At 56.7% G+C, this 13539-nt stretch carries 8 protein-coding genes; all 8 read left to right on the top strand.

Features of this window, described 5'->3' with window-relative positions:
- Positions 1-41 precede the first annotated feature (41 nt).
- The 8 genes from L350_RS06835 (at position 42) to recD (ending at position 13525) form a co-directional block, all read left to right on the top strand.
- Positions 42-506, top strand: a complete 465-nt coding sequence (locus L350_RS06835; protein WP_032626041.1) for a prepilin peptidase-dependent protein — start codon at positions 42-44, stop codon at positions 504-506.
- On the top strand, positions 497-1057 hold the full coding sequence (locus L350_RS06840) for a prepilin peptidase-dependent protein (protein WP_032626039.1): 561 nt from the start codon (positions 497-499) through the stop codon (positions 1055-1057). Before L350_RS06835 ends, L350_RS06840 begins: the two co-directional genes overlap by 10 nt.
- Positions 1054-1452, top strand: coding sequence for a DUF2509 family protein (locus L350_RS06845; RefSeq protein WP_032626037.1), 399 nt, complete (start codon positions 1054-1056; stop codon positions 1450-1452). The genes L350_RS06840 and L350_RS06845 overlap by 4 nt, the downstream gene beginning before the upstream one ends.
- Complete coding sequence (locus L350_RS06850) at positions 1437-1760, top strand: prepilin-type N-terminal cleavage/methylation domain-containing protein (RefSeq protein WP_023298509.1); 324 nt, start codon at positions 1437-1439, stop codon at positions 1758-1760. Before L350_RS06845 ends, L350_RS06850 begins: the two co-directional genes overlap by 16 nt.
- Before the next feature lie 12 nt (positions 1761-1772).
- Positions 1773-5147 carry an exodeoxyribonuclease V subunit gamma gene (gene recC, locus L350_RS06855; RefSeq protein WP_032626033.1) on the top strand — a complete coding sequence of 1125 codons (3375 nt, stop codon included), beginning with the start codon at positions 1773-1775 and terminating at the stop codon, positions 5145-5147.
- 139 nt (positions 5148-5286) lie between these two features.
- Entirely contained in the window at positions 5287-8169 is a 2883-nt protein-coding gene (gene ptrA / locus L350_RS06860) for a pitrilysin (RefSeq protein ID WP_032626031.1), read from the top strand.
- Entirely contained in the window at positions 8166-11708 is a 3543-nt protein-coding gene (gene recB, locus L350_RS06865; RefSeq protein ID WP_032626028.1) for an exodeoxyribonuclease V subunit beta, read from the top strand. Before ptrA ends, recB begins: the two co-directional genes overlap by 4 nt.
- Entirely contained in the window at positions 11705-13525 is a 1821-nt protein-coding gene (recD, locus tag L350_RS06870; RefSeq protein WP_032626026.1) for an exodeoxyribonuclease V subunit alpha, read from the top strand. The genes recB and recD overlap by 4 nt, the downstream gene beginning before the upstream one ends.
- Positions 13526-13539 lie beyond the last annotated feature (14 nt).

Below are 13539 nucleotides of genomic sequence, written 5' to 3'. Positions count from 1 at the left end.
TAACGCTCGCGCCTTTTCTGCCATTCCGCCACACTTCCGCCATGAAAAACGAACATGGCTTTACGCTTATCGAAACCCTTTTCGCCATCTCGCTGGTTGTGATCCTCAGCGCGACGGGTCTTTATGGCTGGGACAGCTGGCAACAGCGGCAGCGGCTCTGGCAGACAGCCTGTCAGGTGCGGGATTACCTGGCGTTCTTGCGAAACGACGCAAATCGTCACAACAGCGAGCACAGGATCGCGCTTCACGCTGACGGGAATCAGGCCTGCCTTGTCAGCGCTGTGGTCCCGGGCTGCGACAGCGGCGACCCGTTCGTGATGAAACCGTTATGGCCGGAGGTCACGCTGAGCGACGTAACGCCTGCGCTGGGATTTTACGGCTTAAGGGATACCGCATGGGCCGGACATATTCGCGTGCAGAGCCGCGCCGGTGCGTGGTGGGTTATTGTCTCAAATGGCGGACGTATCAGGCTGTGTAATGCCGCAGGAGAAAGTCTATGCCAGTAAAACAAAAAGGGTTTTCCCTGCTGGAGGTCCTGATTGCGATGACGATAAGCAGTATTCTGTTACTCAGCACGTCACGTTTTTTACCGGGGCTACAGCGGGGTGTTTTACTGCAATCCGGGCAACGGGAGCTGGAAGATGAGGTGTGGCAACGCCTGCTTGCGATGGGTAAACAGCTCCAGCGAGCAGGATACTGTGCAGGGCATTGTCAGGGGCAAGGGTTAATTATCGGCAGGCAAGGGCGATGTGCAATTGTGCAGTGGGATGCAAACAGCAACGGCCAGTGGGATAGCACCGCGTCAGAAAATGACAGCACGGGATTCCGGCTTGAGTCCGGAACGCTCGAAACGCTGCGGGGCGCGACATCCTGTGAAGGTAAGGGATGGGATAAGCTCACTGACCCGGATCGGGTCCTGATAGAGCAGTTTATGGTCACTAAAACCGATCGTGCTGGCTTTGCGCCGGTCATCAGTATCGAGCTGCGTGCCCGCCGCAAAGGTGAACTGACCGCACCCTTTTCGGCTCGCCACACCGTAACGGGGTTTAATCTGTGAATCGTCAGCGGGGCATGTCATCGCTGGCGCTGGTCTTGCTATTGCTGGTGCTCGGCACGCTGATCCTCACCGGATTAAACCAGCAGTTGCAAACCTTTAGTACGTTGGTGAATGGCGAGAGTTTGTCTGTTCGCCAGCAGGCTGCCTTGCAATCTGCACTGGAGTGGGGACGCGTTCAGGACTGGGCTTTACAGCCAGAGGTTCAGTGCAAGCAGACACAAGGTCTGCGGGTCTGTGTAAGGCTGTTTGAGGAGCGTGTTTTGCTTATTGCCGGAAATGACGATCTGTTGCTATGGCGAGGCGGGGATATCGCGGAAGGACAAATACGCTTTTCTGCCCACGGCTGGAGCGACTTCTGCCCCCTTAAGGAAAGTGCGCTATGTCAGTTACCCTGAGCAGACAAAAAGGATTTAGCATGGTTGAGGTTTTGCTGGCAATGATGTTGCTGGTTGTAGTTGTGACGGCGTTATCCGGATATCATCGCGCGCTGGCAGCCCGGTATGCGGCGCTTAGCCAGTATCGCCAGCTATGGCATCATGCGTGGAATCAGTCGCAGATCTCAACATTAACGCTCCCGCCGGGCTGGCAGGTCAGTCGGGGGCAGACAACACAGTCCGGATGTGTCAGCATCACGGTCACACTTATTTCTCCTCTGGGGCGGCAGGGCGCGTTGACGCGTCTGCATTGCCCGGTTAGCCGCTAGTCGGGAGCGTTTATGCTAAGGGTTTACCACTCAAATCGTCTGGATGTGCTGGAAGCACTGATGGAGTATATCGTTGAGCAAGAGCGTCTTGACGATCCGTTTGAGCCAGAAATGGTGCTGGTGCAGAGCACCGGTATGGCGCAGTGGCTACAAATGTCCCTTTCGCAGAAGTTTGGCATTGCGGCGAATATCGATTTTCCGCTGCCCGCGAGCTTTATCTGGGAGATGTTTGTTCGCGTCCTGCCGGATATTCCTGAGCAGAGTGCCTTCAACAAACAAAGCATGGCCTGGAAACTGATGACGCTGCTGCCGGACATGCTGGCGCATGATGAGTTCGCCATGCTGCGCCACTATCTGAATGACGACACCGACAAGCGCAAACTTTTTCAGCTGGCCTCACGCACTGCTGACCTCTATGACCAGTATCTGGTTTACCGCGCAGAATGGCTGATTCGCTGGGAAGCGGGAGAATTAGTCGATGGGTTACCGGAAGCGCAAATCTGGCAGGCGCCGCTCTGGAAAGCGCTGGTCGAGCATACCGGGCAGCTCGGTCAGCCTAAATGGCACCGTGCTAACTTGTACGATCGCTTTATCTCAACACTTGAGAACACCGCAGAACGGCCAGCCCGTTTGCCGTCACGCGTGTTCATTTGCGGTATCTCCGCGCTGCCGCCTGTCTACCTGAACGCGCTAAAAGCGCTCGGTAAGCACATTGATATCCATATCCTCTTTACCAACCCATGTCGGCACTATTGGGGAGATATTCAGGATCCGCGCTGGCTTTCACGGCTGGTCACCCGCCAGCGTAAACGCCTCTTTGAGGAACGCGCCGTGCCGCTGTTTAAAGACAGTGAAAACGCGGCGCAGCTTTTCGATGAAGAGGGGATTCAGAACCTGCCGAACCCGCTACTTGCCTCGTGGGGCAAGCTGGGGCGCGACTATATTTATCTGCTTTCAGATATCACCTCCTCGGGAGAGGGGGACGTGGACGCGTTTGCGGATATTACGCCGGACAGCCTGCTGCACAATATTCAGCTTGATATTCTGGATTTAGAAAACCGTGCCGTGGCCGGGATCACTGCCGAGGAGTTTGCGCGAAGCGATAAGAAGCGAAAACTGGATCCTGACGATCGCAGTATCGCGATCCACGTTTGCCACAGCCCACAGCGTGAAGTTGAAATTCTTCATGACCGCCTGTTGGCCATGTTGCAGGACGACCCAACCCTGACACCCCGCGATATCGTGGTGATGGTGGCGGATATCGACAGCTACAGCCCGTTTATTCAGGCTGTATTTGGCAGCGCAACGGGCGACCGCTATCTTCCCTACGCGATCTCTGACCGCCGTGCTCGTCAGTCACACCCGGCGCTACAGGCCTTTATCAGCCTGCTTTCGCTGCCTGATAGCCGGTTTATCTCTGAGGATGTGCTGGCATTACTGGATGTGCCTGTTCTGGCCGCACGCTTCAGCATTAACGAAGAGGGCTTGCGCTACCTGCGCCAGTGGGTCAACGAATCCGGCGTCCGCTGGGGAATCGACGATGATAACGTCCAGGAGTTTGAGCTGCCCGCGACTGGCCAGCATACCTGGCAGTTTGGCCTGACGCGTATGCTGCTGGGGTATGCGATGGAGAGCATCCACGGCGAATGGAATGACGTGCTGCCGTACGATGAGTCCAGTGGGTTAATTGCGGAACTGGTTGGTCACTTAGCCTCGCTGCTGATGCAGCTCAACCGCTGGCGCCGTGCATTGATGCAGCCCCGTCCACTCGAAGAGTGGCTGCCGATTTGCCGCGAAATGCTAAATGACTTCTTCCTGCCGGACAGCGAAACGGAAGCCGCCATGGCGCTTATCGAGAAGCAGTGGCAGGCCATCGTTGATGAGGGGGTTAATTCGCACTATCACGAGGCGGTTCCCCTTTCGCTTCTGCGTGATGAGCTGACGCAACGTCTCGATCAGGAGCGCATCAGCCAGCGCTTCCTTGCTGGGCCGGTGAATATCTGCACCCTGATGCCGATGCGTTCAATCCCGTTCAAAGTAGTCTGTCTGCTTGGCATGAACGACGGTATTTATCCACGTGCGCTGCCACCCCTGGGCTTTGATCTCATGAGCGCACAGCCGAAGCGGGGCGACCGCAGCCGCCGCGATGATGACCGTTATCTCTTCCTTGAGGCGCTGATGTCTGCGCAAAGCAGGCTTTATATCAGCTATATCGGCCGTTCAATTCAGGACAACAGCGAGCGTTTCCCGTCCGTGCTGCTGCAGGAGCTGGTGGACTACATCGGGCAAAGTCACTATCTGCCGGGCGATGAGGCCTGTAACTGCGACGAGAGCGAACGTCGGGTGAAAGCGCATATTACCTGTCACCATAGCCGTATGCCGTTTGATCCTGTTAATTACGTTCCTGATGAACTGCAAAGCTACGCCCGCGAGTGGCTTCCCGCTGCGAAGAACGCGGGCACACCGCAAACCGATTTCATTCAGGCGCTCGAACCGCGCGCCATAGACACCCTTACGTTTGAGCAGCTGCAGCGCTTTTGGGCCCATCCGGTTCGGGCTTTTTTCCAGCAACGCTTGCAGGTGAACTTCCGCTCGGAAGAGAGCGAAATCCCTGATGCGGAACCGTTTATTCTTGATGGACTGGAGCGTTTTAAGCTTAATTCCCAGCTTTTGAATGCGCTGGTTGACGAAGAAGACGCCAGTAAACTGTTCCGACGTTACAGGGCGTCGGGATTACTGCCGTATGGTGCGTTCGGCGAAATCGTCTGGGATGCCCAGTGTGAGGAGATGCAAGCGCTTGCTGACCGGGTTATCGCGTGTCGGCAACCGGCGAGCAGCATTGAAATTGATCTCGATTGTAACGGTATGCACCTCAGCGGCTGGCTCACGCACGTGCAGTCTGACGGGCTGCTACGCTGGCGCCCATCTATGCTCAGCGTTTCACATGGCCTGCAACTCTGGCTCGAACATCTTGTCTACAGTGCGAGTGGTCACGAAGGCGAAAGCCGGTTGTTTGTACGTAAGGACGGCGAGTGGCGCTTCCCGCCGATGGAGCCTGAGCAGGCGTTGACGTATCTGTCGCTTTATATTGAAGGTTATCGTCAGGGCATGAACAAGCCTCTGCTTTTGCTGCCTGAAAGTGGGGGGGCATGGATAAAAGCCTGTTACGACGCGCAGAATGATGCCATGTTAACGGATGAGGCTTCGCTCCAGAAAGCGCGCAGCAAGTTTTTGCAGGCCTACGAAGGGAACATGATGGTACGTGGCGAGGGCGACGATGTCTGGTATCAACGTTTATGGCGAACGCTGGAGCCAGAATATTTCGACATTATCACGGAAGAGGCGCAACGCTACCTGTTACCGTTGTTCAAATTTAAGCAGTCCTGAGTGCTGTATAAAAATTGCACAGTACGGGGTGTTCATTTATGATGCACCTCTTATCACGGACTGATGTACCCAAAGAAAGAGATGCTGGCGTGTCCAGCACGCACGTTGTTAATGATGTAGCCGTGATAAAGAGGTCGTAATGCCAGGCAGCACCTTGTTCAAAGCGTTTGTTTTGTTTATCGCCCTTTGGGCTCCCGTCACTCAGGCCGATTCCGGTTGGCAACCTGTCCAGGAAACAATCCGTAAGAGCGATAAGGACACCCGTCAGTATCAGGCGATTCGTCTTGATAACGGGATGACCGTGCTGCTGGTTTCCGATCCTCAGGCGGTTAAATCGCTCTCCGCACTGGTTGTGCCGGTCGGATCGCTGGAAGATCCTGATGACCATCCGGGACTGGCGCACTACCTTGAGCACATGACGCTGATGGGGTCTAAAAAATACCCACAGCCTGACAGCCTGTCCGAATTTCTGAAAATGCATGGTGGCAGCCACAACGCCAGCACTGCGCCGTATCGTACCGCGTTTTACCTGGAAGTGGAAAATGATGCGCTTGACGGGGCGGTGGACCGTCTGGCGGATGCCATCGCCGCACCGCTGCTGGATAAAAAATATGCTGACCGGGAACGCAACGCCGTAAACGCCGAACTGACGATGGCGCGCACGCGAGACGGTATGCGCATGGCGCAGGTTAGCGCTGAAACCATCAATCCGGCGCACCCGGGTTCGCGCTTCTCAGGCGGCAACCTTGAAACGCTGAGCGACAAGCCGGGTAGCCCGGTGCTCGATGCGCTGCATGCGTTTCGTGAAAAATACTATTCCGCCAATCTGATGAAAGCGGTTATTTACAGCAATAAACCGTTGCCGACGCTGGCAAACATGGCTGCGCAGACCTATGGCAGGGTGCCAAATAAAAATATCGATCTGCCGCAGATTAACGTGCCGGTTGTCACGGACGCGCAAAAAGGCATTGTTATTCACTATGTGCCGGCCTTGCCGCGCAAGGTGTTACGCGTTGAATTCCGTATTGATAACAACACGGCGCAGTTCCGCAGCAAAACCGACGAGCTGGTGACTTATCTTATCGGTAACCGCAGCCCGGGTACGCTCTCCGACTGGCTGCAAAAGCAGGGGCTGGTGGAAGGTATTCGCGCTGACTCCGATCCCGTCGTAAACGGGAATAGCGGCGTGCTGGCCATCTCCGCGACGCTGACCGATAAAGGGCTGGCTCACCGTGACGACGTCGTTGCGGCCATTTTCAGTTATCTCTCTCTGCTGCGCGACAAAGGCGTCGATAAACGCTACTTCGACGAGCTGGCGCACGTGCTGGATCTCGATTTCCGCTATCCCTCTATTACGCGTGATATGGACTACGTCGAGTGGCTGGCAGATACCATGATCCGCGTGCCGGTGGAACATACGCTGGATGCGGTAAATATTGCCGATCAGTATGACGCCGGGGCGCTCAAAGCGCGTCTGGCGATGATGACTCCGCAGAATGCCCGCGTCTGGTATATCAGCCCGAACGAACCGCATAACAAAATGGCCTACTTCGTTGATGCCCCGTATCAGGTTGAAAAAATCAGCGAACAGACCTTCGCGGGCTGGCAGAAAAAGGCGGGGGAAATTGCGCTGAAGTTACCGGAGCTTAACCCCTACATCCCGGACGATTTCTCGCTGATCAAACCCGCAAAGGCCTATCCGCATCCGGAGCTGATTGTTGATGAGCCGACGCTGCGCGTGGTCTACACCCCAAGCCGCTATTTCGGCGACGAGCCAAAAGCGGATGTCAGCGTAGTGCTGCGTAATCCTAAAGCAATGGACAGCGCCAGAAACCAGGTGCTGTTTGCGCTTAACGATTATCTGGCCGGTATTGCCCTCGATCAGCTCAGCAACCAGGCTGCCGTTGGCGGTATCAGTTTCTCCACCAATGCCAATAACGGCCTGATGGTGAATGCCAACGGCTATACCCAGCGTTTGCCGCAGCTGTTCCAGGCGCTGCTGGACGGTTATTTCAGCTATACGCCTACGGAAGAACAGCTCGAGCAGGCTAAGTCCTGGTATGCCCAGATGATGGATTCTGCCGAGAAGGGTAAAGCCTACGATCAGGCGATTATGCCAGCACAGATGTTGTCCCAAATTCCTTATTTCCAGCGCGAAGATCGCCGCGCGTTATTGCCCTCAGTCACCTTAAAAGAGGTGCTGGCTTACCGTGATTCGCTGAAAACCAATACTCGTCCGGAGTTCCTGGTTGTAGGGAACATGAGCGAAGATCAGGCTAAAACGCTGGCACAAAACGTGCGTGCGCAACTGGGTTCAAAAGGCGATGAGTGGTGCCGTAACCAGGATGTGCTGGTAGAGAAAAAGCAGAATGCGATCTTCGAAAAAGCGGGAAGCAGCACGGATTCCGCGCTGGCCGCGGTGTTTGTCCCTGTCGGATATGACGAATTTACCAGCTCTGCCCAGAGTGCGGTGCTCGGTCAAATTATTCAGCCGTGGTTTTACAACCAGCTGCGCACCGAAGAGCAGCTGGGTTATGCGGTATTCGCTTTCTCGATGAATGTGGGCCGTCAGTGGGGGTTGGGCTTCCTTCTGCAAAGCAGCGACAAGCAACCCGCTTACCTGTGGCAACGTTATCAGGCATTCTTCCCGCAGGCGGAAGCAAAACTGCGCGCCATGAAGCCGGAAGAGTTTGCCCAGATCCAGCAGGCGGTTATCGCCCAGGTGATGCAACCGCCGCAGACGCTGGGTGAAGAGGCCTCGCAGCTGAGCAAAGATTTTGATCGCGGTAATATGAAATTTGATTCGCGTGATAAAATAGTGGCCGAAATAAAACAGCTGACGCCACAAAAAGTTGCCGATTTCTTCCATCAGGCGGTAGTTAAACCGCAGGGTATGGCCATCCTGTCTCAGGTTTCTGGCAGCCAGAACGGGAAAACGGACTACGTAAAATCAAAAGAGTGGACCGTCTGGAAGAGCGTCAGCGCGCTGCAACAAACTATGCCCTGGAGTAAGAAAGAATGACCCATACCGCTGAGCCGCTTGATCCCCTAAGTTTACCTCTACAGGGTGAGCGACTGATTGAAGCCTCAGCGGGAACGGGAAAAACCTATACCATCGCCGCGCTCTATCTGCGTCTGCTGTTGGGGCTCGGCGGCAACGCCGCTTTTTCGCGCCCGTTAAGCGTGGAAGAGCTGCTGGTGGTAACTTTCACCGAAGCGGCCACTGCCGAGCTGCGTGGCCGTATTCGCAGCAACATTCATGAGCTGCGCATCGCCTGTCTGCGTCAGACGACGGATAACCCCCTCTACGCGAGCCTGCTGGACGAGATTGCGGATAAGCAACAGGCTGCGCAATGGCTGCTGCTGGCCGAACGGCAAATGGATGAAGCGTCCGTCTTCACCATTCACGGTTTTTGTCAGCGCATGCTGAGCCTGAATGCGTTTGAATCCGGCATGCTCTTTGAGCAGCAGCTTATTGAAGATGAATCCGAGCTTCGCTATCAGGCCTGTGCGGATTTCTGGCGTCGTCACTGTTATCCGTTGCAGCGCGACATTGCTGAAGCGGTTCACGCCCTGTGGAAAGGTCCGGAAGAGCTTCTTCGCGCCATCGACCGTTACCTGCAAGGCGAAGCGCCGGTCATTAAATCTCCTCCGCCTGCCGATGAAACGCTGGCCTCGCGCCATGAAAAGATCGTCGCCAAAATTACCGCGCTTAAGCAGAAGTGGAATGAGTCGGTTGGTGAAATTGATGCAATCATCGAAAACTCAGGCATCGACAGACGCAAGTTCAACCGTGGGAACCAGGGGAAGTGGATCGAAAAGATCAGCGCCTGGGCCCAGGAGGAGACGCGGGGTTACCAGCTTCCGGACGCACTGGAAAAATTTTCGCAGCGCTTTTTGACCGAGCGAACCAAAGCCGACGGTATTGTGCCTGAGCATCCCCTGTTTGTGGCGATTGAAGCGCTGCTTGCGGAGCCATTAACGCTCAATGACCTGATGATCACCCGCGCCATGACGGAGATCCGCCAGGCCGTCGCGCGCGAAAAACGTCGCCGGGGCGAGCTGGGGTTTGATGACATGCTGAGCCGCCTGGACGAAGCCCTGTCCAGCGAGAATGGTGAAGCGCTCGCCAGCGCGATCCGTACCCGTTTTCCGGTGGCGATGATTGACGAATTTCAGGACACCGACCCCCAACAGTACCGCATTTTTCGCCGCATCTGGCGACAGCAGCCCGACACTGCCCTGCTGCTGATAGGCGACCCTAAACAGGCCATTTACGCCTTCCGTGGGGCAGATATCTTCACCTATATGAAAGCCCGTAGTGAGGTGGTCGCGCATTACACGTTAGATACCAACTGGCGCTCCGCTCCGGGGATGGTTGAGAGCGTCAATGCGCTGTTCAGCCGTATGGCGTCGGCATTCATGTTCAATGAAATCCCTTTCCTGCCGGTGAAATCCGCCCCAAAAAACGCATCCCTGCGCTTTGAAGTCAGCGGTGCGGTGCAACCCGCCATGACCTTCTGGCTGCTTGAGGGGGAAGGCTATGGCGTTGCCGATTATCAGGCGGCGATGGCCCAGCACTGCGCCGCGCAAATCCGTGACTGGCTAAGCGCAGGCGCGCGCGGCGAGGCACTGCTGTGGAAGGGGGAACAGGCATATCCTGTAAAGGCCTCTGATATTACCGTGCTGGTGCGCAGTCGTCAGGAAGCGGCGTTAATCCGCGATGCGCTAACGTTGCTGGATATTCCGTCAGTGTATCTCTCTAACCGCGACAGCGTGTTCGACACGCTGGAAGCCCAGGAAATGCTCTGGTTGCTTCAGGCGGTGCTGGCGCCGGAGCGCGAAAATACGCTTCGAAGCGCGCTGGCCAGTTCTATGCTGGGGTTGAACGCACGGGATATTGATGAACTCAACCATGACGAAAACGCATGGGATGCGGTGGTAGAAGAGTTTGTCCATTACCGTGAACGCTGGCAAAAGCGCGGCGTCATGGCGATGCTGCGCGAGCTGATGACACGGCGTCAGATTGCCGAAAATATGCTGGCGACATCCGGCGGTGAAAGGCGTCTGACCGATATTTTACACATCAGCGAACTGTTACAGGAAGCGGGTACCCAGCTTGAAAGTGAACATGCCCTTGTGCGTTGGCTGGCGCAGCAAATCGCGGATCCAAACAGTAACTCTTCAAGCCAGCAGATGCGTCTTGAGAGCGATAAGCATCTGGTGCAAATCGTCACCATTCACAAATCCAAAGGTCTCGAATATCCGCTGGTCTGGCTGCCTTTCATCGCGAACTACCGGGTTCAGGATCAGGCCTTTTACCATGACCGCGAGACTTTCGATGCGGTGCTCGATCTCAGCAAGGCGGAGACCAGCGTTGAACTGGCAGAAGCGGAGCGTCTGGCGGAGGATTTGCGCCTGCTTTACGTGGCGCTGACCCGTTCTGTCTGGCATTGCAGCCTGGGCGTCGCCCCGGTTTTCCGCCGTCGCGGGGAGAAAACAGGGGAAAGCGATTTCCATTTAAGCGCGTTAGGGCGGCTTATTCAGCGTGGCGAGCCGAAAGATGCGGCGGGGTTGCGCCTCTGCATTGAGTCGCTCTGCGGTGACGATATCGCACTGCATATCCCGTCTCTGCCAGACAATAGCCGCTGGCAAATGGCGCAAGAGCCCGCGACCGACCTTAATGCGCGCCAGATCACGCGGGTGCTTGCCGACGACTGGCGCGTCACCAGCTATTCTGGCCTGCAACAGCACGGGCAAAGTATTGCGCTGGATCTCATGCCGAAGCTGGACGTGGATGCCGCAGGGGTGGGTGATATTCCGGTTGAACCGACGTTAACTCCGCATCAGTTCCCACGCGGCGCGTCGCCGGGCACCTTTTTGCACAGCCTCTTTGAAGAGCTTGATTTTACTCAGCCTGTCAGTGAGGAGTGGGTGTTGAAGATGCTACAGAGCGGGGGCTATGACGCGCACTGGCAGCCCGTTCTCACTGACTGGATCAACGCCATTTTGCAGGCACCGCTGACTGAGCAGGGCTTCGCTCTTCGTCAGCTAACGGCCAGAAATAAACAGGTTGAGATGGAGTTTTATCTGCCTGTCGCAGGCCCGCTTAAGGCCGACGCGCTCGATGCGCTTATCCGTCAGTACGATCCGCTCTCAGCCGGTTGCCCGCCGCTGAACTTCCGTCAAGTGCAGGGCATGCTGAAAGGCTTTATCGACCTGGTCTTCCGTCACGAAGGACGGTACTACCTGCTGGATTACAAATCGAACTGGCTGGGCGAGAACAGCGAAGCCTATACCCAGCAGGCGATGGCGGCAGCCATGCAAATGCATCGCTACGATCTGCAATATCAACTCTACACGCTAGCGCTGCACCGCTATTTGCGCCACCGTATTGCGGATTACCGCTACGACGATCATTTTGGTGGCGTCATCTACCTCTTCTTGCGCGGGGTCGACGCTGCCGATCCGCGCTCCGGGATCTTCAGCACCCGTCCGGATGCGGAATTGATTAATAAAATGGATAACCTGTTTGCAGCAAACACGGAGGAGATGGCATGACGATGCAGGACTTATTGCTGGAAGCGGTAGAGCAACGCGTGCTGCGTCAGCTGGATGTGCAGTTTGCCATGATGATTGCCGCTGACCAGCCCGCCGTGATGCTTGCCGCTGCCCTATTGAGTAAAGACGCCGGAGAGGGGCATGTGTGTCTGCCACTCTCGCGTCTGGTTGTTGACGAGAAAATGCCGCCTGTCCTCCAGTCCTGCTTTGCGCTGCTGGGGGAGAGGGTGGACTGGCAGAAAATTTTGCGCGAATCGTCGGCCGTCGGGCCGGGAGAAAACCAGGCGCCGCTGATCCTGACGGGGGAGCGCTTATATCTGAACCGTCTGTGGCGAAACGAACTGACGGTAGCGCGTTTCTTTAGTGAGACCAACGCGCCGCTTCCCTGCGACGAAGCGCAGCTTCGCCAGACACTGGACAGGCTGTTTGACTCCGGTGAGCCTACAGACTGGCAGAAAGTGGCGGCGGCCGTCGCCCTGACGCGGCGGATTTCGGTGATTTCAGGTGGCCCGGGGACCGGGAAAACCACGACCGTCGCAAAGCTGCTGGCAGCCCTGATCCAGCTATCAGGCGAGCAGCGATGCCGTATTCGTCTGGCGGCACCCACCGGGAAGGCTGCGGCGCGACTGACCGAATCACTGGGCGGTGCGATGCAACAGCTGCCGCTCACTCAGGAGCAGCTTGCGCTTTTCCCGGGTGAAGCGAGTACCCTGCACCGTCTGCTCGGCGCGCAGCCGGGTAGCCAGCGGCTGCGCTACCATGCGGGTAATCCGCTGCATCTGGACGTGCTGGTGGTGGATGAAGCCTCCATGATTGACCTGACCATGATGTCGCGCCTGATCGATGCTCTGCCGCCGCATGCGCGCGTGGTTTTCCTGGGCGATCGCGACCAGCTCGCCTCCGTGGAAGCCGGGGCGGTACTGGGGGATATCTGTACCTACGCCAGCTACGGTTATACCGCCGCGCGGGCGCAGGAGCTTGCCCGCCTGACCGGCTGCTCGCTTGAACCCGATCACTCGCCGGTCGCAGGCGCACTGCGTGACAGCCTGTGCCTGCTGCAAAAAAGCTACCGTTTCGGTAGCAACTCCGGCATCGGCCAGCTGGCTGCGGCGGTCAACCGTGGCGATCGGCATGCCACGCGCACGGTGTTTGACGGCTCTTTCACTGACATTGAAAAGAAATCGCTGCAAAGCGGAGAAGAGTATCAGGCTATGCTTGAGGAGGCTCTCCATGGATACCAGCGTTTTCTGAGCTGCGTGCAGCAGCGCAGTCAGCCCGGGCAGGTCATTGCCGCATTTGGCGAATACCAGCTTCTGTGCGCATTGCGGGAAGGGCCGTTCGGCGTTGCGGGCCTGAACGACAGGCTGGAGCAGCTGCTCGTGCAGAAACGCAAAATTAACCGTCAGCAGCATTCGCGATGGTATGAAGGCCGGCCAGTGATGATCTCCCGCAACGACAGTACGCTGGGGCTGTTCAACGGGGATATCGGTATTGCGCTCGATCGCGGTAACGGTTTGCGCGTCTGGTTCCAGCTACCGGACGGCAGCGTGAAGTCCGTCCAGCCCAGCCGTCTGCCAGAGCATGAAACGGCATGGGCGATGACGGTACACAAGTCTCAGGGCTCAGAGTTCAACCATGCGGCGCTGATCCTGCCGACACAGCTTTCGCCGGTCGTAACCCGTGAGTTGGTCTACACCGCCGTTACCCGTGCGCGCCAGCGTCTGTCGCTGTATGCGGATGAACGCGTGCTGGGACAGGCGATTGCCACTCGCACCGAGCGCAGAAGCGGATTAAGCGCGATTTTTGAATCTGTCTGAGTAATCACCCTCTC

Origin of the sequence: Enterobacter sp. MGH 4 (assembly GCF_000534735.1) — a bacterium.
In the GTDB taxonomy this organism is placed as follows: domain Bacteria; phylum Pseudomonadota; class Gammaproteobacteria; order Enterobacterales; family Enterobacteriaceae; genus Enterobacter; species Enterobacter intestinihominis.
Note: the sequence above shows the minus strand (reverse complement) of the source record. Positions and strands in the feature narration are given on the sequence as shown.

Excerpts from the sequence above, each read along its gene's own strand:
- recD (WP_032626026.1), top strand. The coding sequence starts at position 11,705 with ATGACGATGCAGGACTTATTGCTGGAAGCGGTAGAGCAACGCGTGCTG.
- L350_RS06835 (WP_032626041.1), top strand. The coding sequence starts at position 42 with ATGAAAAACGAACATGGCTTTACGCTTATCGAAACCCTTTTCGCCATC.
- recC (WP_032626033.1), top strand. The coding sequence starts at position 1,773 with ATGCTAAGGGTTTACCACTCAAATCGTCTGGATGTGCTGGAAGCACTG.
- L350_RS06850 (WP_023298509.1), top strand. The coding sequence starts at position 1,437 with ATGTCAGTTACCCTGAGCAGACAAAAAGGATTTAGCATGGTTGAGGTT.
- L350_RS06840 (WP_032626039.1), top strand. The coding sequence starts at position 497 with ATGCCAGTAAAACAAAAAGGGTTTTCCCTGCTGGAGGTCCTGATTGCG.
- ptrA (WP_032626031.1), top strand. The coding sequence starts at position 5,287 with ATGCCAGGCAGCACCTTGTTCAAAGCGTTTGTTTTGTTTATCGCCCTT.
- recB (WP_032626028.1), top strand. The coding sequence starts at position 8,166 with ATGACCCATACCGCTGAGCCGCTTGATCCCCTAAGTTTACCTCTACAG.